20 protein-coding genes, 1 tRNA gene and 1 pseudogene are annotated in these 24,191 nt (G+C 53.0%); 14 read left to right on the top strand and 8 right to left on the bottom strand.

The window, feature by feature from the left end:
* Positions 1 to 48 precede the first annotated feature (48 nt).
* Positions 49 to 1,290, top strand: a complete 1,242-nt coding sequence (locus tag HV477_RS16100; protein WP_079899128.1) for a multifunctional CCA addition/repair protein — start codon at positions 49 to 51, stop codon at positions 1,288 to 1,290.
* A 104-nt stretch (positions 1,291 to 1,394) separates the two neighbouring features.
* Here HV477_RS16100 and bacA read toward each other — a convergent pair whose 3' ends face one another.
* Both bacA and folB read right to left on the bottom strand, forming a co-directional pair.
* Positions 1,395 to 2,216: an undecaprenyl-diphosphate phosphatase gene (bacA, locus tag HV477_RS16095; protein ID WP_001281933.1), complete on the bottom strand. Its 822-nt coding sequence runs from the start codon at positions 2,214 to 2,216 to the stop codon at positions 1,395 to 1,397.
* A 97-nt stretch (positions 2,217 to 2,313) separates the two neighbouring features.
* Positions 2,314 to 2,673 (bottom strand): bifunctional dihydroneopterin aldolase/7,8-dihydroneopterin epimerase, encoded by a 360-nt coding sequence (gene folB / locus HV477_RS16090; protein WP_000355776.1) that lies wholly within the window; start codon positions 2,671 to 2,673, stop codon positions 2,314 to 2,316.
* A gap of 106 nt (positions 2,674 to 2,779) precedes the next feature.
* Here folB and plsY point away from each other — a divergent pair, with 106 nt between their 5' ends.
* Positions 2,780 to 3,391, top strand: a complete 612-nt coding sequence (gene plsY, locus HV477_RS16085; protein WP_001272784.1) for a glycerol-3-phosphate 1-O-acyltransferase PlsY — start codon at positions 2,780 to 2,782, stop codon at positions 3,389 to 3,391.
* Positions 3,375 to 3,518 (top strand): annotated as a pseudogene (locus HV477_RS16080) (fumarate hydratase); the annotation flags it as partial. The gene plsY and the pseudogene HV477_RS16080, both read left to right, overlap by 17 nt.
* Positions 3,519 to 3,640: 122 nt before the next feature.
* On the opposite strand, the gene tsaD reads toward HV477_RS16080, so the two are convergent.
* Positions 3,641 to 4,654, bottom strand: a complete 1,014-nt coding sequence (gene tsaD, locus HV477_RS16070) for a tRNA (adenosine(37)-N6)-threonylcarbamoyltransferase complex transferase subunit TsaD (protein ID WP_001264390.1) — start codon at positions 4,652 to 4,654, stop codon at positions 3,641 to 3,643.
* Between the two features lie 227 nt (positions 4,655 to 4,881).
* Between tsaD and rpsU the strand changes: the two genes are divergently transcribed.
* From rpsU to rpoD, 3 genes are all read left to right on the top strand, one after another.
* Positions 4,882 to 5,097, top strand: coding sequence for a 30S ribosomal protein S21 (gene rpsU / locus HV477_RS16065; protein ID WP_001144069.1), 216 nt, complete (start codon positions 4,882 to 4,884; stop codon positions 5,095 to 5,097).
* 235 nt (positions 5,098 to 5,332) lie between these two features.
* Positions 5,333 to 7,078, top strand: coding sequence for a DNA primase (dnaG, locus tag HV477_RS16060; RefSeq protein ID WP_000918865.1), 1,746 nt, complete (start codon positions 5,333 to 5,335; stop codon positions 7,076 to 7,078).
* Between the two features lie 14 nt (positions 7,079 to 7,092).
* Entirely contained in the window at positions 7,093 to 9,075 is a 1,983-nt protein-coding gene (gene rpoD, locus HV477_RS16055; protein WP_001120159.1) for an RNA polymerase sigma factor RpoD, read from the top strand.
* Positions 9,076 to 9,198: 123 nt separating this feature from the next.
* On the opposite strand, the gene mug is transcribed toward rpoD, so the two are convergent.
* Positions 9,199 to 9,705 carry a G/U mismatch-specific DNA glycosylase gene (gene mug, locus HV477_RS16050; RefSeq protein WP_000237776.1) on the bottom strand — a complete coding sequence of 169 codons (507 nt, stop codon included), beginning with the start codon at positions 9,703 to 9,705 and terminating at the stop codon, positions 9,199 to 9,201.
* Between the two features lie 125 nt (positions 9,706 to 9,830).
* Here mug and HV477_RS16045 point away from each other — a divergent pair.
* Positions 9,831 to 9,906: transfer RNA gene (locus tag HV477_RS16045), tRNA-Ile, on the top strand.
* A 79-nt stretch (positions 9,907 to 9,985) separates the two neighbouring features.
* Here HV477_RS16045 and HV477_RS16040 read toward each other — a convergent pair.
* On the bottom strand, positions 9,986 to 10,753 hold the full coding sequence (locus tag HV477_RS16040) for a siderophore-interacting protein (RefSeq protein WP_001620121.1): 768 nt from the start codon (positions 10,751 to 10,753) through the stop codon (positions 9,986 to 9,988).
* A gap of 231 nt (positions 10,754 to 10,984) precedes the next feature.
* On the opposite strand from HV477_RS16040, the gene HV477_RS16035 reads away from it, so the two are divergent.
* Positions 10,985 to 11,632: a PadR family transcriptional regulator gene (locus HV477_RS16035; RefSeq protein WP_000983434.1), complete on the top strand. Its 648-nt coding sequence runs from the start codon at positions 10,985 to 10,987 to the stop codon at positions 11,630 to 11,632.
* On the opposite strand, the gene HV477_RS16030 is transcribed toward HV477_RS16035, so the two are convergent.
* Positions 11,629 to 13,194, bottom strand: coding sequence for a methyl-accepting chemotaxis protein (locus HV477_RS16030; RefSeq protein WP_079899126.1), 1,566 nt, complete (start codon positions 13,192 to 13,194; stop codon positions 11,629 to 11,631). The two genes, HV477_RS16035 and HV477_RS16030, sit on opposite strands and share 4 nt — an antisense overlap.
* A 387-nt stretch (positions 13,195 to 13,581) precedes the next feature.
* Positions 13,582 to 15,102 (bottom strand): PAS domain-containing methyl-accepting chemotaxis protein, encoded by a 1,521-nt coding sequence (locus HV477_RS16025; RefSeq protein ID WP_079899125.1) that lies wholly within the window; start codon positions 15,100 to 15,102, stop codon positions 13,582 to 13,584.
* A gap of 429 nt (positions 15,103 to 15,531) precedes the next feature.
* Between HV477_RS16025 and ygjG the strand changes: the two genes are divergently transcribed.
* Both ygjG and HV477_RS16015 read left to right on the top strand, forming a co-directional pair.
* On the top strand, positions 15,532 to 16,911 hold the full coding sequence (gene ygjG / locus HV477_RS16020) for a putrescine aminotransferase (RefSeq protein WP_001520281.1): 1,380 nt from the start codon (positions 15,532 to 15,534) through the stop codon (positions 16,909 to 16,911).
* Positions 16,912 to 17,081: 170 nt separating this feature from the next.
* Positions 17,082 to 19,100 carry an NADPH-dependent 2,4-dienoyl-CoA reductase gene (locus HV477_RS16015; RefSeq protein ID WP_000121533.1) on the top strand — a complete coding sequence of 673 codons (2,019 nt, stop codon included), beginning with the start codon at positions 17,082 to 17,084 and terminating at the stop codon, positions 19,098 to 19,100.
* A gap of 80 nt (positions 19,101 to 19,180) precedes the next feature.
* Here HV477_RS16015 and rlmG read toward each other — a convergent pair whose 3' ends face one another.
* A complete protein-coding gene (gene rlmG / locus HV477_RS16010; RefSeq protein ID WP_000019989.1) occupies positions 19,181 to 20,317 on the bottom strand; it encodes a 23S rRNA (guanine(1835)-N(2))-methyltransferase RlmG in 1,137 nt (378 codons plus the stop codon).
* An 85-nt stretch (positions 20,318 to 20,402) separates the two neighbouring features.
* Between rlmG and HV477_RS16005 the strand changes: the two genes are divergently transcribed.
* The 4 genes from HV477_RS16005 (at position 20,403) to HV477_RS15990 (ending at position 24,070) form a co-directional block, all read left to right on the top strand.
* Complete coding sequence (locus HV477_RS16005; protein ID WP_000202966.1) at positions 20,403 to 20,900, top strand: M48 family metallopeptidase; 498 nt, start codon at positions 20,403 to 20,405, stop codon at positions 20,898 to 20,900.
* A gap of 151 nt (positions 20,901 to 21,051) precedes the next feature.
* Entirely contained in the window at positions 21,052 to 21,744 is a 693-nt protein-coding gene (locus HV477_RS16000) for a vancomycin high temperature exclusion protein (RefSeq protein WP_000951045.1), read from the top strand.
* Between the two features lie 88 nt (positions 21,745 to 21,832).
* Complete coding sequence (locus HV477_RS15995) at positions 21,833 to 22,831, top strand: Gfo/Idh/MocA family protein (RefSeq protein WP_023233465.1); 999 nt, start codon at positions 21,833 to 21,835, stop codon at positions 22,829 to 22,831.
* 270 nt (positions 22,832 to 23,101) lie between these two features.
* On the top strand, positions 23,102 to 24,070 hold the full coding sequence (locus tag HV477_RS15990; protein ID WP_001098833.1) for a TerC family protein: 969 nt from the start codon (positions 23,102 to 23,104) through the stop codon (positions 24,068 to 24,070).
* The last annotated feature ends 121 nt before the right edge of the window (positions 24,071 to 24,191 follow it).

Below are 24,191 nucleotides of genomic sequence, written 5' to 3'. Positions count from 1 at the left end.
GGCACTGTCTTATCATTAGAGGATGATCGTTTTTAAAAGGAAAGTGGCGTGAAGATTTATCTGGTCGGTGGTGCGGTTCGGGATGCGTTGTTAGGGCTACCGGTTAAAGATAAAGATTGGGTCGTTGTCGGCGCCACGCCGCAGGAGATGCTTGATGCGGGCTACCAGCAGGTAGGCCGTGATTTTCCTGTGTTTCTCCACCCGCAAACTCACGAAGAATACGCGCTGGCGCGTACTGAGCGTAAATCCGGTTCCGGCTACACGGGCTTCACCTGTTATGCCGCGCCGGACGTTACCCTGGAAGCCGATCTCCAGCGTCGCGATCTGACCATTAATGCTCTGGCGCGCGACGATGACGACCAGATTATCGACCCTTACCACGGGCGCCGGGATCTGGAGGCGCGTCTACTGCGACATGTCTCTCCCGCGTTTGGCGAAGATCCCTTGCGCGTATTGCGCGTGGCGCGTTTTGCCGCCCGTTACGCTCATCTTAGTTTCCGTATCGCCGATGAAACACTGGCGCTAATGCGCGAAATGACCGCGGCAGGCGAGCTGGAACATCTGACGCCGGAACGGGTATGGAAAGAGACGGAAAATGCGCTTACCACCCGCAATCCGCAGGTTTACTTCCAGGTATTGCGCGACTGCGGCGCCCTGCGCGTCCTGTTTCCGGAAATCGACGCCCTGTTTGGCGTACCCGCGCCGGCAAAGTGGCATCCGGAAATTGATACCGGAGTTCATACGTTGATGACGCTGTCGATGGCCGCCATGCTCAGTCCGCAGCTTGATGTTCGTTTCGCCACGCTTTGTCATGATGTGGGCAAAGGCTTAACGCCGAAAAACCTCTGGCCGCGCCATCATGGCCACGGCCCGGCGGGCGTGAAACTGGTCGAACAGCTATGCCAGCGTTTGCGCGTCCCCAATGACCTGCGTGATTTAGCTAAACTGGTCGCCGAGTACCATGATCTGATCCACACCTTTCCGATACTCCAGCCGAAAACGATCGTTAAGCTGTTTGACGCCATTGATGCATGGCGTAAACCGCAGCGCGTCGAGCAGATTGCGCTGACCAGCGAAGCCGATGTCCGTGGACGTACCGGATTTGAAGCGTCGGATTACCCGCAGGGGCGCTGGCTGCGCGAAGCCTGGCAGGTGGCGCAGGCGGTACCGACGAAAGAGGTGGTGGAGGCCGGATTTAAGGGCATTGAGATTCGCGAGGAGCTGACGAAGCGACGAATTGCAGCGGTCGCCAACTGGAAAGAGAAGCGCTGCCCGCCCCCCGCCAGCTAAACGCCATCCGGCACGATAAATTGCCTGATGGCGCTGCGCTTATCAGACCGACAAAACAGTTAGGCCGGACAAGGCGGTACGCCGCCATCCGGCACGGTCAATCATCAGAAGAAGACGACGTAAACGGCAGCCGCCACCACAAAGCGGTAAATCGCAAACGGAATAAACGAGATACGCTTAATCAGTTGCAGGAAGGTCTTGATGGCGATCAGCGCCACCACAAACGCCGTCACAAAGCCCACCGCGAACATTGGAATATCCGCTGCGGTCAGGAATGACCAACTTTTGTAGAGATCCAGAACCGTTGCGCCCATCATCATCGGCACAGCCAGTAAGAACGAGAACTCAGAGGCGGCGTAACGGCTGACGCCCATCAGCATCCCACCGGAAATGGTCGCTCCGGAACGCGAGAAGCCCGGCCACAGCGCCAGACACTGGAAACAACCAATCATAAACGCCTGACGATACGTCATATCATCCAGCCCCGGCGCGCGCGGTTCTTTCGGCTTCAGGCACTCGGCGGCAATCAGCAACAAACCGCCTACCACCAGCGCGTACATCACGTTAATTGGGTTAAATAGCGACTTGATCGTGTCATGAAAGACTAACCCCAGCACCACCGCCGGAATCATGCCCAGCAGGATGTGAATCAACGTTAATCGACCTTTACTTTCACCTTCACGCTGTAGCGGGCGGCCAAAGTGAATACCGATGAGGCCAAACAACCGCCGCCAGAACATCACCACGACCGCCAGAATAGATCCAAGTTGAATCACCACTTCGAATGTCTTGGCCGTATCGCCTTCAAACCCCAGCAGATGACCCACAATAATCATATGGCCCGTGCTGGATACCGGCAAAAACTCCGTCAATCCTTCGACCACACCCAAAATTGCCGCTATCAGCAGCGAGTGCATATCGCTCATCAATAAACCCCTAAAATGAAAAACACTGCAAAAATGGATCTCGCGTTAAGACCCCATATATAACCGTTTGGTTTAAAAAATATAAAATTATTTATTTTTATTTCAGATTATTGCCACGCTCAATAATTACCCCTACGTTCGCCGCGCGCGCGACGGCGCCAGGCTTGCTCAGTTTGATGCGAACCCACGGAGAATTGAATCGGCTAAGCAGCAGATCCGCCACCTCTTCCGCCACGCGCTCGACCAGAGCAAAACGCCCGCCTTCGACATGATTTATCACCGTGTCGGCGATATCCGCATAACTTAGACAATCTGCGACATCATCGCTTTTCGCCGACTTGCGGTTATCCCATGCCATTTCGATATCGAACACCAGTTTTTGCTCGATAGTCTGTTCCCAGTCGTAAACACCGATAGTGGTGATTACCGAAAGTTGCTCTATAAATACAATATCCATCACGACCTGCCTGCTTTTTGGCTAACCCGGATACCACTTCCGGCGAAATGTGCGTATTATCCACAGAAATAGTAAATAAAACGACACTTTCAATACGGAACAGCTTATGAGTGCAATCGCGCCTGGAATGATCCTCTTCGCGTACCTCTGCGGCTCAATTTCCAGTGCCATTCTGGTTTGCCGCATCGCCGGGCTGCCCGATCCGCGAGAAAGCGGCTCCGGCAACCCGGGCGCGACGAACGTATTACGAATCGGTGGCAAGGGAGCGGCTGTCGCGGTACTTATTTTTGACATCCTTAAAGGCATGTTGCCCGTCTGGGGCGCGTATGCGTTAGGCGTTACCCCTTTCTGGCTGGGGCTTATCGCTATCGCCGCCTGTCTGGGGCATATCTGGCCGGTCTTTTTTGGCTTTAAAGGTGGGAAAGGCGTAGCAACCGCGTTTGGCGCCATTGCGCCCATCGGCTGGGATTTAACCGGCGTCATGGCAGGCACCTGGCTGCTGACGGTCCTGTTAAGCGGTTATTCATCGTTAGGGGCGATTGTCAGCGCCTTGATTGCGCCGTTTTACGTCTGGTGGTTTAAACCGCAGTTCACCTTCCCGGTGTCGATGCTGTCATGTCTCATTTTGCTGCGCCATCATGACAACATCCAGCGTCTGTGGCGTCGCCAGGAGACGAAAATCTGGACGAAGCTGAAAAAGAAACGCCAGAAAGATTGAGCTGGAACTGCGTCTGGAAGAGGGCCTCAACCGTCTGGGGATCGGCTCACAAGGGTTGACCGGCAATAGCTCGGTGATAGGCGTACATATCGAATCCGCCGCGCGTCACCCTTCCACCATTGGCGTGGTTAGGCGCGATTTTCGGCCTGATCTTCCTGGTGCTGCTGATCGTCTCCAGGCTGTTGTGGATGCCCGTCGTTTTGCTATAAACCCGTTGGGGCGGCATGATGTCGCCCCCTTTTTCCGCTTTTACGCCGCCGGCAGCTCGGCCAGCGGCCAGCGCGGACGTACCGTTACGCCAAGATCCGCCGTAACGCCCGCCTTAAACCGCACCATTCCGGCATAGGCGATCATCGCCCCGTTGTCAGTACAAAACTCCGGGCGCGCATAGAACACTTCGCCGCGGCGTTTTTGCATCATTTCGGCAAGCTTCGCGCGCAGCGTGCGGTTAGCGCTGACGCCGCCCGCCATGACCAGACGCTTAAAACCGGTGCTTTCCAGCGCGCGCTTGCACTTGATCATCAGCGTATCCACGACCGCATCTTCAAAAGCGCGCGCGATATCAGCGCGAGTTTGTTCGTCGCCGCCATTACTACGAATGGTGTTAGCGGCAAAGGTTTTCAGACCGGAAAAACTAAAATCCAGCCCCGGACGATCGGTCATCGGGCGCGGAAAGACAAAACGTCCCGCCGTCCCCTGCGACGCCATTTTCGACAGCATCGGGCCACCAGGATAATCCAGCCCCAACAATTTGGCAGTTTTATCAAACGCTTCGCCGGCGGCATCGTCAATCGACTCGCCCAGCAGTTCGTACTGACCAATTCCGGTCACGCTAATGAGCTGCGTATGTCCGCCGGAGACCAGCAGCGCCACAAACGGGAAATCCGGGGGATTATCTTCCAGCATCGGCGCCAGCAGATGCCCTTCCATATGGTGTACAGGAATGGCCGGCACATTCCAGGCAAATGCCAGCGAACGCCCGACGGTTGCGCCGACCAGCAGCGCGCCGACCAGGCCCGGGCCTGCGGTATAGGCCACCGCGTCGATATCGCTCGCCGTCAAACCGGCTTCTTTTAATGCCGCCTGAATCAGCGGCACGGTTTTACGCACATGATCGCGGGAAGCCAGTTCAGGCACTACGCCGCCGTAGTCAGCATGTAATTTCACCTGACTATACAATTGGTTGGCTAACAGACCTTTTTTGTCGTCGTAAATAGCGATGCCGGTTTCATCGCAGGATGTTTCAATACCCAGTACACGCATGACTTGTTTTACCTCGCTCTAATACCGCGCAGTGTAGGTCGAATGCGGGTGGATGTATACCCTCAGTCCCGACTTCGTGTATACTCCCTCCCCTTATAAAAGTCCCTTTCAAAAAAGGCCGCGGTGCTTTACAAAGCAGCAGCAATTGCAGTAAAATTCCGCACCATTTTGAAATAAGCTGGCGTTGATGCCAGCGGCAAACCGAATTAATCAAAGGTGAGAGGCACATGCCGGTAATTAAAGTACGTGAAAACGAGCCGTTCGACGTAGCTCTGCGTCGCTTCAAGCGTTCCTGCGAAAAAGCAGGTGTTCTGGCGGAAGTTCGTCGTCGTGAGTTCTATGAAAAACCGACGACCGAACGTAAGCGCGCTAAAGCTTCTGCAGTGAAACGTCACGCGAAGAAACTGGCTCGCGAAAACGCACGCCGTACTCGTCTGTACTAATCTTTTGAGAGCGGGCTGCTCTCAATTCAGATCGAGTTGTAGTTGTAAGGCCGTGCTTCCGAAAGGAATGCGCGGCTTGTTTTCGTTTATGCATTAGCATATACACAAAATCATTCATGCTGCGTCCAGGCGGCAAGAGAGTAAATCCCCGGCGCTTACGCAAGTCAGCGACAGGGGTGAGCGAACGTAGTCAACACTACGGCAGCCTGAAGAATGACGTGTATAAAAGGGGCATATGGCTGGACGAATCCCACGCGTATTTATTAATGACCTGCTGGCGAGAACCGATATCGTCGATCTGATCGACGTGCGCGTAAAACTCAAGAAACAGGGCAAGAACTATCACGCGTGTTGTCCATTCCATAATGAGAAAACCCCTTCTTTCACCGTAAACGGTGAAAAACAGTTTTATCACTGCTTTGGATGCGGCGCGCATGGCAATGCGATCGACTTTTTGATGAATTACGACAAGCTCGAATTTGTCGAAACCGTCGAAGAATTAGCGGCCATGCATAACCTGGAAATTCCCTATGAAGCAGGCACCGGGCTTAGCCAGATAGAGCGCCATCAACGGCAAAACCTCTATCAGTTGATGAATGGTCTGAATGACTTTTATCAGCAGTCGCTAACCCATCCTGCGGCAAAACCTGCGCGTGACTATCTGCAAAAGCGCGGTCTGAGCGCTGAAATTATTCAGCGTTTCGCCATTGGCTTCGCGCCGCCTGGTTGGGATAACGCGTTAAAGCGCTTCGGTAATAACAGCGATAACAAGGCATTGTTGCTGGATGCCGGAATGCTGGTCAATAACGAGCAGGGCAGCACTTACGATCGTTTCCGTAATCGGGTCATGTTCCCTATTCGGGACAAACGCGGCAGGGTGATTGGTTTTGGTGGTCGAGTTCTGGGGAACGACACGCCGAAATACCTTAACTCTCCGGAAACGGACATTTTCCATAAAGGCCGCCAGCTATATGGTCTTTATGAGGCTCAGCAATATAGTGCTGAACCGCAACGCTTGCTTGTGGTCGAAGGTTATATGGATGTCGTCGCACTAGCGCAATACGACATTAACTATGCGGTCGCCTCGCTGGGTACCTCAACCACGGCAGACCATATGCATATGTTATTCCGGGCGACGAACAACGTAATTTGCTGTTACGACGGCGACCGGGCTGGCCGTGATGCCGCCTGGAGAGCGCTGGAAACAGCAATGCCTTATATGACCGACGGCCGGCAGGTACGCTTTATGTTTTTACCTGACGGCGAAGACCCGGATACGCTGGTGCGTAAAGAAGGCAAGGCGGCTTTTGAAGCGCGGATGGAGCAGGCGCAGCCGCTCTCTACGTTTCTGTTTAATAGCCTCCTGCCGCAGGTGGATTTAAGCTCGCCGGATGGCAGCACGCAGTTAGCCGCACTGGCGCTGCCGCTCATTAATCAGGTGCCTGGCGACGCACACCGTATTCAGTTGCGCCAGACGTTGGGGCTGAAGTTAGGCATTTTCGATGATAGTCAGCTTGATCGTTTAGTGCCAAAACAGGCGGAAAGCGGCGTTTCCCGCCCGGCTCCGCAGCTAAAACGCACGACCATGCGTATACTGATAGGATTACTGGTGCAAAATCCGGATCTCGCGCCGTTAGTGCCGCCCTTAGACGCGCTGGATCAGAATAAGCTGCCTGGACTTGGCTTATTTAAAGAATTGGTCAAAACTTGTTTGGCTCAGCCAGGTCTTACTACCGGACAACTTCTGGAACTCTACCGTGGCACAAATGATGCTGCGACCCTTGAAAAATTATCGATGTGGGACGATATAGCAGATAAGGCGATTGCCGAAAAGACCTTTACCGACTCACTCAACCATATGTTTGATTCGCTGCTGCAACTGCGACAAGAAGAGCTGATCGCTCGCGATCGCACTCACGGTTTAAGCAGCGAAGAACGCCGAGAGCTCTGGACGTTAAACCAGGAGCTGGCCAGAAAATGAATTTAACGGCTTAAATGCCGCATATCGATCGGGAAGCCCCCGACAGCCGCAGTGAGAGGCAGCGGCCAAAATATAAGTATGCCCTCGCTTTAAATGTCGACAGCTATACCGTCGACACCAATCAAACGAATAAGTGTGGATACCGTCTTATGGAGCAAAACCCGCAGTCACAGCTGAAACTTCTTGTCACCCGTGGTAAGGAGCAAGGCTATCTGACCTATGCTGAGGTCAATGACCATCTGCCGGAAGATATCGTCGATTCAGATCAAATTGAAGATATCATCCAAATGATCAACGACATGGGTATTCAGGTAATGGAAGAAGCGCCTGATGCCGATGATCTGCTGCTGGCTGAAAATACCACCAGCACCGATGAAGATGCGGAAGAAGCTGCTGCACAAGTTCTGTCCAGTGTTGAGTCTGAAATCGGTCGTACGACTGACCCGGTACGCATGTATATGCGTGAAATGGGCACTGTTGAACTATTGACCCGGGAAGGCGAAATCGACATCGCTAAACGTATCGAAGACGGGATCAACCAGGTTCAATGCTCCGTTGCCGAATACCCGGAAGCCATTACCTATCTGCTGGAACAGTACGATCGCGTTGAGGCTGAAGAGGCTCGTTTGTCCGATCTTATCACCGGCTTTGTCGATCCGAACGCGGAAGAAGAGATGGCGCCGACCGCAACTCACGTCGGTTCTGAACTCTCCCAGGAAGACCTGGATGATGACGAAGACGAAGATGAAGAAGACGGCGACGATGACGCCGCCGATGACGACAACAGCATTGACCCTGAACTGGCACGCGAAAAATTCGCTGAGCTGCGCGCGCAATACGTCGTTACGCGCGACACCATCAAAGCGAAAGGCCGCAGCCATGCTGCCGCGCAGGAAGAGATTCTGAAGCTGTCTGAAGTGTTCAAACAGTTCCGTCTGGTACCGAAGCAATTCGACTATCTGGTCAACAGTATGCGCGTGATGATGGATCGCGTGCGTACCCAGGAACGTCTGATCATGAAGCTCTGCGTCGAGCAGTGCAAAATGCCGAAGAAGAACTTTATCACGCTGTTTACCGGTAACGAAACCAGCGAAACCTGGTTCAATGCCGCTATCGCGATGAACAAACCGTGGTCGGAAAAACTGCACGATGTCGCGGAAGAAGTGCAACGCTGCCTGCAAAAACTGCGGCAGATTGAAGAAGAGACCGGTCTGACCATCGAACAGGTGAAAGACATCAACCGTCGCATGTCTATCGGGGAAGCGAAAGCCCGCCGTGCGAAGAAAGAGATGGTTGAAGCGAACTTACGTCTGGTTATTTCTATCGCTAAGAAATACACCAACCGTGGCTTGCAGTTCCTTGACCTGATTCAGGAAGGCAACATCGGCCTGATGAAAGCGGTAGATAAGTTCGAATACCGTCGTGGTTACAAGTTCTCCACCTACGCTACCTGGTGGATTCGTCAGGCGATCACCCGCTCTATCGCGGATCAGGCGCGCACCATCCGTATTCCGGTGCATATGATTGAGACCATCAACAAGCTCAACCGTATTTCTCGCCAGATGCTGCAAGAGATGGGCCGCGAGCCAACGCCGGAAGAGCTGGCCGAGCGCATGCTGATGCCAGAAGATAAGATCCGCAAGGTGCTGAAAATCGCTAAAGAGCCTATCTCCATGGAAACGCCGATCGGCGACGATGAAGATTCGCATCTGGGTGATTTCATCGAGGATACCACCCTCGAGCTGCCGCTGGACTCTGCCACTACCGAGAGCCTGCGCGCCGCCACTCACGATGTTTTGGCTGGCCTGACCGCTCGTGAAGCGAAAGTGCTGCGTATGCGTTTCGGTATCGATATGAACACCGACCACACGCTGGAAGAAGTGGGTAAACAGTTCGACGTTACCCGCGAACGTATCCGTCAGATCGAAGCGAAGGCGCTGCGTAAACTGCGCCACCCGAGCCGTTCTGAAGTGCTGCGCAGCTTCCTCGACGATTAATTCGCCGCACACGTATAAACGCCGCCGCAAGGCGGCGTTTTTTTATCAGGCCATACGCGAGCGCCCTATTTGGCCTGCAGAATTTCTACACAGCGCGAGTATTCGCGCCCTCATTCCCCATTGCTATAGCCCACGCATAATGAGCGCTTGATCCAGTTCGCGATAGGCCTCGACCAGTTTTTCCGTTTTAATTCGGTTTAAGCCGCTGGGATTCGGCAACACCCACACCATCGTCGCGCCAATGGCGATCTTTTGTTTACCCCAGGCGATACCGCGCTGGCTGAATCCCTGTTCAAAAGCCTGTTTACCAAGCACCGCCAGCGCCGCGGGCTGGTAGTCCTCTATTTTTTCAATCAGGTTGCGTCCGCCGCTACGTAATTCATGCAACTTCACCTCAGTCGCTTGTACCGTCGGTCGGTCGACGAGTTTCGTTACCCCGCAGCGAAAATCCAGTAATTTTTCCGCCTCTTCCGGTTTCAACTGTCGATCGGTGAAACCGGCCAAATGAATAACTTTCCAAAAACGATTCGCGGGATGTGCAAACGGAAAGCCGGTATTCGCCGAGGAGAGTCCCGGATTGATGCCGCAAAAAACCACCCGTAGCCCTGGCGCCAGTATGTCCTTAACCATTATTACTCCTGAGCAATACAACGTTCTTTAAGTATAACGGGTTGAAAACACATTGTTTATAAAAACAGCACCCGCACGGTTACGGCTGGATTACAGCGTAAAGTTACATTATAATCCACCGCCACGGCCCCTTAGCTCAGTGGTTAGAGCAGGCGACTCATAATCGCTTGGTCGCTGGTTCAAGTCCAGCAGGGGCCACCAAATTTTAGCTTTAAAATCATATAATTAAGCCACTCTAAAGAGTGGCTTTTTTGTTTCTGACAGAGCTCGCCCCATACCGCTATTTACGATGCCAATAGGCTGCCGCACGTACCAGGTGTGGATCAAATCCCTTTTCAAAGCACTGACTTAAACGTTTTACCGTTTTGCCTTCGCCAGTAATCCAGATGAAATAGTCTGATTCTGGTATTGTCAGCTGCGACAGGCGCGTTTGCATTGCCTGTTCATCGCCGCCAACAACATATTCCACAGTAATATCCGTCAAATGGGCGAGATAATCACGGTATGCCGCATCCTGAATGCTCACCAGCGCGGTTACCGCAGGGCGCGCAGGCAGACGGCTAAGCGATTCCAGACGACGACGTAGCGCAGGCATACCGGACTCATCGCAGACATAAACCTGACAGGCATACTCTTCCGGCACCACCAGCGAACCGCGCGGCCCGCCAATCGTCAGTGTATCGCCTTCACGGGCTTCCATTGCCCAACGGCTGGCTACGCCGCCATCGTGGATAAAGAAATCCAGCGCCAGCTCGCGACGCGCCTCGTCATACAGCGGCGTGTAATCCCTGGAGACCGGACGAACGCCCTCCCCCCAGATAATGCCTTCCTCAGTGACTGTCGGGGGCGTAAAGCGACAGCCTGGCTCAGGGAAAAAAACTTTCGTGTGATCGTCAAAGCCCAGGGAGGTGAAACCGTCCAGCGCCTCGCCGCCAAGTACGATCCGCTGAAATCCTGCGCTAATACGTTCTACCCGCAGAACGGTTAGCTCGCGAAAACGCAGTTCGTTACGAACACGCTGTGGATAGCGTGCGGATGATGTCGTCATTTTTTGCCTTCGTGAAGTAATACGATATATCTAAATTAAAGTTTTAAATGATAATGATTGTTAATCAGTAAAAATGCAACTGTTTTTTGATAGTATTCTGGCAACGCGTCGCTAACTATAACCTTAGAATAAAACGTTATAAATTAATATATTATAGCAACAATGGCTTTTACCCTTGCTAAAACCCATAATTTAGATATAAATTAGATATATCTAAATAAACAGGAGGCAATGATGCAAAATCAACATGAAGGGTGTTGCAAAAATCGGGATCATAAGCACGACGGCTGCTGTAAAGATCGAGAACATCAGCATGAAGGCTGCCATAGCGCGCATCAGCATGAGAACGCCAGTTGCGGCGGCGAACACCGTCACGGACACGGCTGTGGTCGTCATGGACAGGGCGGTGGTCGACGCCAGCGATTTTTTGGCCACGGGGAACTTCGGCTGGTCATTCTTGATATCCTGACCCGGGACGCCAGCCACGGCTATGAACTGATTAAAGCGATAGAAAACCTGACGGGGGGCGGCTATACGCCAAGCGCTGGTGTGATCTACCCTACGCTGGATTTTTTACAGGATCAGCAATTTATCACGATTAGCGACGAAGAAGGCGGGCGGAAAAAAATCGCGATTACCGCGAACGGCGCGCAATGGCTTGATGAAAATCGCGAACATCTGACGCATATTCAGGCGCGGCTAAAAGCCCGTTGTGTGGGCATGGAGTTACGTAAAAATCCGCAGATGAAGCGGGCGCTGGATAACTTTAAGGCCGTGCTGGATCTGCGGATAAACCACAGCGATATCAACGACGCGCAAATCAAACGCATTATCGGCGTGATTGATCGCGCGGCGCTGGAAATCGCCGAACTGGATTAAGCGGGCTGCGTGTCCTCTTCGCGGACACGGAACACGTTAACCAGCTCTTTTAAATGTAACGCCTGTTCGTTCAGCGACGCTGCGGCGGCAACAGACTCTTCCACAAGGCAGGAGTTTTGTTGCGTGGCGGCGTCAATCAGGCCAATCGCGCTATTAATCTGCGAAATACCGTCAGTTTGCTCGCGGCTGGCCTGCCCAATCTCACGTAATATCACATCCATCTCTTCGACGTTATCCACCATGCCATTAATCAGGGCGCTGGCTTTCTCCACCAGGTGCATCCCTTCCTGAGTCTGACTGGTTGAATCTTCAATCAAATTACGGATTTCACTGGCTGACGAGGCGCTCTTTTGCGCCAACTGGCGAACCTCTCCGGCGACAACGGCAAAACCACGTCCATGTTCGCCCGCGCGCGCCGCTTCAACCGCCGCGTTCAGCGCCAGAATATTGGTCTGAAAGGCAATGGAATCAATGATATTGATGATATCCGACATACGATTTGCCGTATCGTTAATGACGCGCATTTTCTGCGTCACTTGATTCATCATCTCCCCATTGTTTTTCACTACGCTGGCGGCGCCGGCAGAGAGTTTGGTCGCTTCACTGGTATGGTCAGCCGTATTTTTAACCGTGGCGGTAATCTGTTCCATCGACGCCGCCGTTTCTTCAACCGAGCTGGCCTGCTCTTCCGTACGCGCCGCCAAATCCTGGTTACCGGCGACAATTTGCGCCGCCGCCGTGGAGATACTCTCCGAACCGTTTTGCACTTCCTGTACGATATCCAGCAGACGCGTTTTCATCGCCATTAATGCTTGCAGTAGTACGCCTGTTTCATCTTTATAGTCGGTGATGATATGGCGAGTCAGATCGCCATCGGCAATCGCCTCGGCAAAGCGTACTGCGTCATCAAGCGGTCGGGTAATGGAACGTACGATATACCATCCCATTACGCATCCGGCAGCGATGCTTATCAGCGCCAGGGTAATTAACAGCGTCCGGTTAGTTTTAAAATCTCCTTCGACCTGCACGCCCGCGTTGTGCATCTGCGCATCCTGAACGGCGATAAGTTCCTGAACTTTGTCCTTATAGACCTTTTGCACTTGCACCGTTCTGGTCATCATCTCCTGAATGGCCGCCTGACGATTATGGCTTTGAATATCTTGCAAAATACGGAATCTGGACTCCAGGTATTGCTGGCGCGCTTCACGGATCTCGGTAATGATTTTCTGCGAAGCCGCATCGTGACGATTGCTGGAAAGCTCATCCAGTAACGCCGTAATACGCTGGCTTATTTCATCCAGCTCTTTCTGCGAACTCTGGCTCCAGCGCCCCTCTTCATCCAGTAACATGAGCTGCTGCGCGATGATGAAATCATTAAAATTATCGATTAACAGATTGGCTTTTACCGTGGTGGGATAATCATTGGTAATAATGTTCTGCATACCCGTATTAGCCCGATCAAGGCTAAACAAAGACAGAGCGGAACTCACCACCATGAGAACAATGAATAAGCCAAAGGCCATAAATAATTTTGAACGTATTTTAATGTTATGCAAAAACATATTTTCTCCCTGGGATTGCATATCCTCATACAGGAAGATTTATCGGCAATAATGTTACTAACTTTATGATATTGATCGCTTTTTATTTCGGAACATTATTAGTAAGTAATATTTATTGTTCACAGAAAGATGAACCAAAAGTGACATAAATTGGCACTAATAATGAAAGAAATACGCTAAAAGGTTAACCATTTCTTATTTATTAACTGAGTTTATACCTATTAATAGGTAGGCAAGGGAGAAGGAATAAATATCACATTATTTTTAACATCACAGGCCACTGGTACTCTCTATGATGGCAGGCACCGCCTTCTATCAGAGCGCATCCGCCCGGTAAGCTTGTTGCTACCGGGCGGATGTCATTACCGTTGCGACCTACAAATAAACTTAATGCAGTACCGTGACCGCATCCTCCAGCCGGCTGGCACGGTGTTTTACCATCGCGGAGACTTGTGCGCTCTCTTCCACCAGCGCCGCATTCTTCTGGGTTATGCGGTTCAACTCGTCCACGGCGCGAGTCAGGCTGGAAAGCCCATCTGTCTGTTCCTGCGTCGACTGGCTGATCCGTGCGATAAGCAGGGTGACATTTTGCACCTGGGCTACAATGTCATCCATGGTACGGCCTGCGGCGTGAACCTGCTCGGAGCCTGACTGCACCTTTGTTGCGCTGGCGTCAATTAATTTACGAATATCGTTCGCCGCGTTAGCGCTGCGGCTGGCAAGATGGCGTACCTCACCAGCAACCACGGCAAACCCTTTCCCCTGCTCGCCCGCTCTCGCCGCTTCTACCGCCGCATTCAGCGCCAGGATATTCGTCTGAAAAGCGATATCGTTAATTAGCGTGGTGATCGTCCCGATACGTTGCGTACTGTGAGCGATATCATCCATCGTTTTAATCACCGTATCCATCGCCTCACCTCCCTGAGTCGCCGCGCTACTGGCCGCCATGGAAAGCTTATCCGCAGCGGAAGCCGTCTCGGAATTGAGCTTCACAGACTCCGCCATCTGGTTCATGGTCGTTACCGTTTCCTGAACATTCTCCACGGTCTGACGGGTGTGTTCGTTCAGATCATTGTTACCCTTCGCCAGCCTTTCACTGCCGTTTCTGACGCTGGAAACCTGACTTGATACGTCATTGATCAGCCAGCGGCACATCAAGCCAAGCTGCCCCACGGCCCTCAGCGTCAGCCCCAACTCATCGCTACGATTAAGGTGTTGTACGCTGTTGCGTTCGCCGGTCGCCACTTTCAGCGCCTGCGTCGCCACATTTTCAATGGGACGCACAATTTGCCATTCCAATAGCGCCGTACCTGCCAGCATCGCCAACGCGCCCAACAGCAACGCCTGCCATGAGGCATCCGTACCGAACAACGCCAACGCCAGCATTACGGCCATTAGCCCCATAATGCTACGCACTCGCCAGCGAACAGGCATAGCGGGCAGTTTGCCCAGCAAACCCTGACGAACCACCAGGCCTTTATGAATTCGTTTACTACACTGCCCTTCATTTAGCGCCTGATATAAAGGCTCGACGGCGGCAATCTCATCATCCGTGGCGCGGGTACGGATCGACATATATCCCGTCACACGCCCTTCACGTATCATCGGTACCGCGTTGGCCCTCACCCAATAATGGTCGCCGTTTTTACGCCGGTTTTTCACAATGCCGCTCCACGGTTCGCCCTGTTTTAGGGTGTACCACATATCTGCGAAGGCAGCTTTCGGCATATCCGGATGACGCACCAGATTATGTGGCTGCGCCAGTAACTCGTTTAACTGATAGCCGCTCACCTGGACAAAAGTGTCATTGGCGTGAGTGATATAGCTTTCCAGGTCGGTCGTAGACATCAGAGTGGTATCATCATCCAGCGGGGTATTTAGCTGGCTGACGTAGGGATGAGAAGACATGATAGCGTCCTGTGCAGGTTATCTGGATGTTAATTTTTCGCTCAGATGTTATTTCGGCGCTAATCTATTTATCTTTAGTTGTTAAAATTGCTCTGGATCGCAATTTGCGATTAATCCTTAATATTTGTACGATTTTCACCTCATCCCGGGCCTTATTTTCATTATGAAATTGTTTAGCGTGGACAACCTTTTTCTTTAAAATCTGCCCTGGCTCACCTTTTTCTCACGCCGCTGCTACCGCAACACACCGTAAACCATAAAACAAGATCTGCTCAAAATGCATCCAATTGTTAACGCATGATATTAAATGTTGTGTAAATGTGATTATTCCTGGTGTTTATCCCGATTTTCACTATGGGCTTAGACCCCCGCTAATCCCTGCAATACTTAATTCAGTATCATGTGATACACGGCCCTCTGGAGCTCATTTTGAACAGGTTACCTTCCAGCGCATCGGCTTTGGCCTGTAGCGCGCACGCACTGAATCTCATCGAGAAGCGAACACTAAACCATGAGGAAATGAAAGCACTAAACCGAGAGGTCATTGACTACTTTAAAGAGCATGTAAATCCAGGATTTCTGGAATACCGGAAATCTGTTACCGCCGGCGGGGATTACGGAGCCGTAGAGTGGCAAGCGGGCAGTTTGAATACGCTTGTCGACACCCAGGGGCAGGAGTTTATCGACTGTCTTGGGGGGTTTGGCATCTTTAACGTGGGGCACCGTAATCCTGTTGTGGTATCCGCCGTCCAGAATCAACTCGCAAAACAACCTCTCCACAGCCAGGAGTTACTTGATCCCTTGCGGGCGATGCTGGCAAAAACGCTGGCGGCGCTGACACCGGGGAAACTCAAGTACAGCTTTTTCTGTAACAGCGGCACCGAATCCGTCGAAGCGGCGCTAAAACTGGCAAAAGCGTATCAGTCGCCGCGCGGCAAGTTTACCTTTATCGCCACCAGCGGCGCATTTCATGGCAAATCATTGGGCGCGCTCTCCGCCACGGCCAAATCCACCTTCCGCAGACCCTTTATGCCTTTACTGCCGGGCTTCCGCCATGTGCCGTTTGGCAATATCGACGCGATGAGCATGGCATTTAGCGAAGGCAAAAAAACGGGCGACGAGATAGCAGCCGTGATTCTGGAGCCTATTCAGGGTGAAGGCGGCGTGATCCTGCCGCCGCAGGGATACCTGACAGAGGTACGTAAGCTCTGTGACGAATTCGGCGCGCTGATGATTCTGGATGAAGTACAAACCGGCATGGGGCGTACCGGCAAGATGTTTGCCTGTGAGCACGAAAATGTGCAGCCTGATATTCTGTGTCTGGCGAAAGCCCTGGGCGGCGGCGTGATGCCGATTGGCGCCACCATCGCGACTGAAGAGGTGTTTTCGGTTCTGTTCGACAACCCCTTCCTGCATACCACCACTTTTGGCGGTAATCCGCTGGCTTGTGCTGCCGCGCTGGCGACCATTAACGTCCTGCTGGAACAAAATCTCCCGGCCCAGGCGGAACAAAAAGGCGATACGCTCCTGGATGGTTTTCGACAACTTGCGCGTGAGTATCCCAATCTGGTACACGATGCGCGCGGCAAAGGTATGTTGATGGCCATTGAATTTGTCGATAACGAAACGGGCTACCGTTTTGCCAGTGAGATGTTCCGTCAACGCGTGCTGGTCGCTGGTACGCTGAATAATGCGAAAACAATTCGTATTGAGCCACCGCTCACGCTAACCATTGAACTGTGCGAACAGGTATTGAAATCAGCGCGTAATGCGCTGGCGGCGATGCAGGTGAGCGTTGAAGAGGTTTAAAAACGATGCCGGATGGCGCTGTGCTTATCCGGCCTGTTTTCCCCGGGTCGCGGCCTCTTTTTTGAATCCCATCACAATCACCACATTCCCCTTTTCCCTTTTACCTCGCGACGGCTACAGTAGTAACTCATCCGACCACATAACAATAATTTTACATACTGGATACGCTTATGAGCTACCCGTCGCTGTTCGCCCCGCTCGATCTGGGCTTTACTACTCTCAGAAACCGCGTGCTGATGGGATCGATGCACACGGGTCTGGAAGAACATCCTGATGGCGCCGAGCGCCTGGCGGCATTTTATGCCGAGCGCGCGCGACACGGCGTAGCGTTAATCGTCACCGGCGGTATTGCGCCCGTTCCCTCCGGGGTCGTGATGACCGGCGGCGCGATGCTGAACGACGCCAGCCAATTAACGCCTCACCGCGTGGTGACCGATGCCGTACATGCGCAAGGCGGTAAAATCGCGCTGCAAATTCTGCACACCGGGCGTTACAGCTATCAGCCGCACCTGGTCGCGCCGTCGGCAATTCAGGCGCCAATCAACCGCTTTATGCCGCATGAACTGACGCATGATGAAATCTTGCAGTTAATCGACGACTTCGCGCATTGCGCGCAGCTGGCGCGGGAAGCAGGCTACGACGGCGTAGAGGTGATGGGATCAGAGGGCTATCTGATTAATGAATTTCTCACGCGGCGAACTAACCATCGCGATGACGAATGGGGCGGCGACTATACCAGCCGTATGCGCTTCGCGGTTGAGGTAGTACGCGCGGTACGCCAGCGGGTAGGGAACGACTTTATTATTATCTATCGCCTGTCGATGCTCGATCTGGTGGAAAATGGCGGCACGTTCGACGAAACGGTACAACTGGCGCAAGCCATTGAAGCCGCAGGCGCAAGCCTAATTAATACCGGCATTGGCTGGCATGAGGCGCGAATCCCGACCATCGCCACGCCAGTACCGCGTGGCGCCTTTAGCTGGGTGACACGGAAACTCAAAGGTCATGTGTCGGTTCCGCTGATCGCGACCAATCGCATTAACGATCCGCAGGTCGCCGAGACGATCCTGACGCGCGGCGATGCCGATATGGTGTCGATGGCGCGTCCCTTCCTTGCCGATGCTGAATTCCTGACTAAAGCGCAATCCGGACGCGCAGATGAGATCAATACCTGTATCGGCTGTAATCAGGCCTGTCTGGATCGGATCTTCATCGGCAAAGTGACCTCCTGTCTGGTGAACCCGCGCGCCTGTCACGAAACCCACATGCCGATAACGCCGGCCATACGCAAAAAGAACCTGGCCGTTGTCGGCGCAGGCCCGGCGGGGCTGGCTTTCGCGATTAACGCCGCGTCGCGCGGCCATCATGTCACGCTGTTTGACGCCCAGAGTGAAATTGGCGGTCAGTTTACTATCGCCAGGCAGATCCCGGGTAAAGAGGAGTTTTACGAAACGCTGCGCTACTACCGTCGAATGATCGATGTTACTGGCGTTACGCTGAAACTGAACCAACGGGTGAACGCAGAGGATCTTCAGCCGTTTGACGAAGCGATCCTCGCCTGCGGAATAGTACCGCGCCGCCCGCCGATAGACGGTATCGATCATCCAAAAGTATTGACCTACCTGGAGGTATTGCGCGATAAAGCGCCGGTTGGTAAGCGAGTGGCGATCATTGGCTGCGGCGGGATCGGTTTTGACACGGCCATGTATCTGAGCCAGCACGGCGAATCCACCAGCCAAAATATTGCTGAATTTTGTACGGAATGGGGAATTGATACCAGCCTGCAACAGGCAGGCGGTCTGCGCCCGGAAGGCCCGCGCCTGGCACGTAGTCCACGGCAAATCGTCATGCTGCAACGCAAAGCCAGCAAGCCGGGCGAAGGGTTAGGTAAAACCACCGGCTGGATCCATCGCGCGACGTTACTGGCGCGCGGCGTGAAGATGATCCCGGCGGTCAGTTACCAGAAGATCGACGACGACGGATTACATCTCTTGATCGGCGGCGAACCGCAGTTGCTGGAAGTGGATCATGTGGTGATCTGCGCCGGACAGGAACCTCGCCGCGAGCTGGCGGACCCGTTACGCGCCGCAGGTAAAACGGTACATCTTATCGGCGGATGCGATGTCGCGATGGAGCTGGATGCCCGACGGGCGATTGCCCAGGGCACCCGACTGGCGCTGGAGATTTAACGACTTTACCTGATGGCGCTGCGCTTATCGGGCTTACGTCGTCATACCGGTTTTATAGGCCGGTATGACGCTTGAGCGCCTTATCGACGGCGTCCCTGCTTCACCGCTTTCAAAATAACAAACTTATTGTTGGTTGCTATCGTCGCGCAATTACCGAAAATCTTCTTCAGCTTGTGGAAATAGTCCAGATGGCGGTTCGCCACAATATACAGTTCGCCGTTGATTTTCAGGCAGCGGCGGGCGTGATGGAACATCTCCCAGGCGATATTGTCCGTCAGCGCATGTTTCTGGTGGAACGGCGGGTTGCAGAACACAGCGTTAAAACGGAACGGCTCCACGCCGGAGAGCGCGTTGTTGATCATAAATTCGCAGCGTTCGAATGCTTCCGGCAGGTTCGTTTCTACATTCAAACGGCTGGAATCTACCGCCATCGGCGATTCATCGACAAATACCACGTTCGCCTGCGGATTTTTCGCCAGTAAGCTCAGGCCAATCACCCCATTGCCGCAGCCGAGATCGACAATCTCCCCGTCGAGGTTTTCCGGCAAATGCTGCATAAAGAAGCGCGCGCCGATATCCAATCCGGTACGAGAAAACACATTCGCGTGGTTGTGAATCGTCCAGCCTGTATCTTCCAGTTTCCAGCTTAGCGTTTGCGGCGCGTCGGCCAGTTGCGGATGACTGAAGGTACAGTTAATCAGGCGCGCTTTCTTCCACGCCAGCGTCGTCGTGGTTGGGCCCAGCACTTTTTCAAACAGTTCCAGCGTAGAGGTATGAATATCACGCGCTTTCGCGCCGGCGATAATACGCGTTTGCGCCGTAACGACCTTACGCAAAGCGCGTAACTGCTGTTCCAGCAATGCCAGTGTTTTCGGTACTTTAATCAATACCACGCCCGGCGCCTGCGGGTAGTCAGCGGTACTGTCGAGAAACGTTACGCTGGACTCCGCGATGCCGTTATGGCGTAAATTCTCTCGCGTACCCAGTTCGCTTAAATACGAATCGCCAATACTGTATGGCGAATGCTCCGCCAGCGCACAGCTTAGCGCGCCAAACGTATCATTCAGGATCAGCACCGGGCCGCGAATTTCCGTCTCATCCAACTGCTGCAGCAGATACTCATCGGCCGCCTCCCACGCCAGAAGCGGGTTAACATCATCCGTTTGCGGAAAACGTTTCAGCGTCAGTGAACGGAAACCGTCGTCTACGTGGCTCATTAGGCCTCCTGAATGGTAAAATTGCGGCGTTATCCCTGAAAAGGGTGCGTGAGTATACACTTTTTATCAGCAACATGGAGCTTTGATGACCTCACTAACTTACCTTCAGGGGTATCCGGAACATCTCCTTGCCCAGGTGCGCGCCTTAATCGCCGAGCAGCGCCTGGGGGCGGTGCTGGAAAAACGTTATCCCGGCGCGCATGATTACGCCACTGACAAAGCGCTATATCACTATACTCAGGAACTGAAAAGTCAGTTTCTGCGCAATGCGCCGCCCATTAATAAAGTGATGTATGACAGCAAGATCCATGTGCTGAAAAATGCGCTGGGACTGCATACCGCTGTCTCGCGCGTTCAGGGCGGCAAGCTCAAGGCAAAGGCGGAGATCCGCGTCGCCACCGTGTTTCGCAACGCCCCGGAGCCATTCTTACGGATGATTGTGGTTCACGAACTGGCACACCTGAAAGAGAAAGATCATAACAAAGCGTTTTATCAGCTCTGTTGCCATATGGAGCCGCAGTACCATCAACTGGAGTTTGATACGCGCCTGTGGCTGACGCATCAGGCGCTGTCGGCACAATAAATTCTGAAAATGCCCCTTCCCCCGTATCTTTTTAACGGCGTGGGCATAAAATCGACGCGTTCACATTTCGCTCATTGCCTGCCGCCACGTCAAGGATGACGATCTGTAGAGGGTATTTTTTATCCACCGCCAACGGAACCGCGCAACAACCATGCTCTCACAATGTGCCCGTTTTATCCGCCGCCTCTGTTTTACACGCCGGGCGTTAACAGTGGCGTGTTTTCTGCTTGTCGCAGCAGGCGTCGCGCTTTTCTATTCCAACTGGCTTATCGTCAACGCCTCGCAGCATCTGACATGGAATGATATTCAGACCGTTCCCGCCCGCAACGTCGGGCTGGTGTTAGGCGCTAAACCCGGCAATCGGTATTTTACCCGGCGGATTAATACTGCCGCCGCGTTGTATCACGCCGGTAAAGTGAAGTGGCTGTTAGTCAGCGGCGATAACGGCAAAAAAGAGTACGATGAACCTTCGGCGATGCAGCAGGCGCTGATAGCGAAAGGTGTGCCGGAAGCGGCCATTTTTTGTGATTATGCCGGATTCTCCACGCTGGACTCCGTGGTTCGCGCCCGGAAAGTGTTTGGCGAAAGCCGCATTACGATTATCTCGCAAGCATTTCATAATCAACGGGCGATCTGGCTGGCGCAACAATATGGCATAGACGCTATCGGCGTTAACGCGCCGGATCTGAATAAAAGGCACGGAACCTACACACGACTTCGGGAAAAGCTGGCGCGGGTTAGCGCGGTGCTGGATGCCAAAATTTTGCACCGTCAGCCTAAATATCTGGGCGCTGGCGTCACTATTGGGGCTGATAGCGCACACGGGTGCCCTTCTCGCCAGTAAAATGCCAGAGTGCGTCGCAGCGCACTGGCAAGGGCGGAAAGGCGTGCTACATTGACGAAAAATCCCTTTCTGGAGTCCGCTGACGTTTATGATACGTTTCGCTGTAATTGGGACTAACTGGATCACGCGCCAGTTTGTCGACGCCGCCCATGAAACCGGCAAATTCAGGCTCGCCGCCGTTTACTCCCGTAGTCTTGAACAGGCGCAGTCTTTCGCAAATGATTATCCCGTCGAGCATCTGTTTACCTCGCTGGAAGCGATGGCGCAAAGCGACGCGATCGAGGCGGTTTATATCGCCAGCCCGAATTCCCTGCATTTCTCCCAGACGCAGCGCTTTTTGCAGCATAAAAAACATGTCATGTGCGAAAAGCCGCTGGCTTCTAACCTGGCGGAGGTTGATGCCGCTATCGCCTGCGCGCGCGATAATCAGCGGGTACTGTTTGAAGCCTTTAAAACCGCCTGCCTGCCCAATTTCCTGCTGCTGCGGGAATCGTTGCCGAAAATCGGCAGAATGCATAAAGCATTACTAAATTACTGCCAGTACTCTTCACGTTATCAGCGCTATCTGAACGGTGAAAATCCGAATACGTTTAATCCGGCCTTCTCCAATGGTTCGATTATGGATATCGGGTATTACTGTCTGGCGTCGGCGATCGCGCTATGGGGCGAGCCGCGCAGCGTTCAGGCGTCGGCGAATTTATTGGAAAGCGGAGTAGATGCGCACGGCGTCGTGGTTATGGATTACGGCGATTTTAGCGTCACGCTACAGCATTCCAAAGTCAGCGACTCGGTACTGGCCAGTGAAATTCAGGGCGAGAGGGGATCGCTGGTCATTGAAAAGCTGTCGGAATGCCAGAAAGTGTGTTTGGCGCCGCGCGGCGCGCTGATGCAGGATCTGACCCAGCCTCAGCATATTAATACCATGCTGTATGAAGCCGGGGCGTTTGCCCAGCTTATTGAAAACCATGCCGTGGAACATCCGGGGTTGTCGCTAAGTCGCGCCACGGCAAAATGGCTTACAGAAATACGCCGTCAAACCGGGGTCATCTTCCCGGCGGACGATCTGACTCATCCCCTTACTGCGTAAAATTATGTAAATCACATGTTACAGGCCATTGACTCTACGCGTGGCCTGTCATACTTTGTTACGCGCAAAGGGGAGTAACTTCATTGCCGGTCGATCGTCATTACGATGTGTGCAAAACCACATCCGGTCACCGGGCAGCCATAAAGGAATGCGTCAGCGTATTCCTTTATTGTTGTAAGTGAGACCTTGCCGAATGGCAAGGTCTATGCATAAAAGCAACGGCTAATGCCATTCGGCGTTAGCCGTTTTTTTTTTGCATAGGGAGAAATAATGAATACTGTTGGTACGCCATTATTATGGGGTGGATTCGCGGTTGTTGTGGTGATAATGCTATCCATCGACCTGTTGTTACAGGGACGCCGTGGCGCACATGCTATGTCGATGAAACAAGCGGCAGGATGGTCAATCCTGTGGGTAACGCTCTCGCTACTGTTTAACGCCGCTTTCTGGTGGTATCTGGCTGAAACGCAAGGGCGCGAAGTTGCTGACCCGCAGGCATTAGCGTTCCTTACTGGCTATCTGATTGAAAAGTCGCTGGCCGTAGATAACGTCTTTGTCTGGCTGATGCTGTTTAGCTATTTCTCCGTCCCTCCGGCTCTGCAACGCCGGGTGCTGGTGTATGGTGTTCTTGGTGCGATCGTGTTGCGTACTATCATGATTTTCGCCGGTACCTGGCTTATCACTCAGTTCGAATGGCTGCTGTATGTGTTCGGTGCCTTCCTGCTGTTTACCGGCGTAAAAATGGCGCTGGCGAAGGAAGACGAATCCGGCATTGGCGAAAAACCGATGGTGCGTTGGCTGCGCGGGCATCTGCGCATGACCGATACGATCGAGAACGAGCACTTTTTCGTACGTAAAAACGGCCTGCTGTATGCCACGCCGCTGCTGCTGGTGCTGATTATGGTTGAGTTCAGCGATGTGATCTTCGCCGTTGACAGTATTCCGGCGATCTTTGCGGTCACCACCGACCCGTTCATCGTACTGACCTCTAACCTGTTTGCCATCTTAGGACTGCGCGCGATGTACTTCCTGCTGTCCGGCGTGGCGGAACGCTTCTCGATGCTGAAATATGGTCTGGCGGTCATTCTGGTCTTTATCGGCATTAAGATGCTGATCGTCGACTTCTACCATATTCCTATCGCGATTTCGCTGGGCGTAGTGTTTGGCATTCTGACCATTACGCTGGTGATTAACGCCTGGGTTAACCATCAGCGCGATAAGAAACTACGAGCGCAATAATCTTTTATCGGGGTAAACCTGCCCCGTCAAAAACGCCCGGCAGCGCACACCTGTCGGGCGTTTTTGTTTAACATGTCACAATACTGTTAATATAAAGTTATAAAACATGATCACAGCAAAA

It is taken from the genome of Salmonella sp. SG203 (assembly GCF_013350575.1).
In the GTDB taxonomy this organism is placed as follows: Bacteria; Pseudomonadota; Gammaproteobacteria; order Enterobacterales; family Enterobacteriaceae; genus Salmonella; species Salmonella enterica.
Note: the sequence above shows the minus strand (reverse complement) of the source record. Positions and strands in the feature narration are given on the sequence as shown.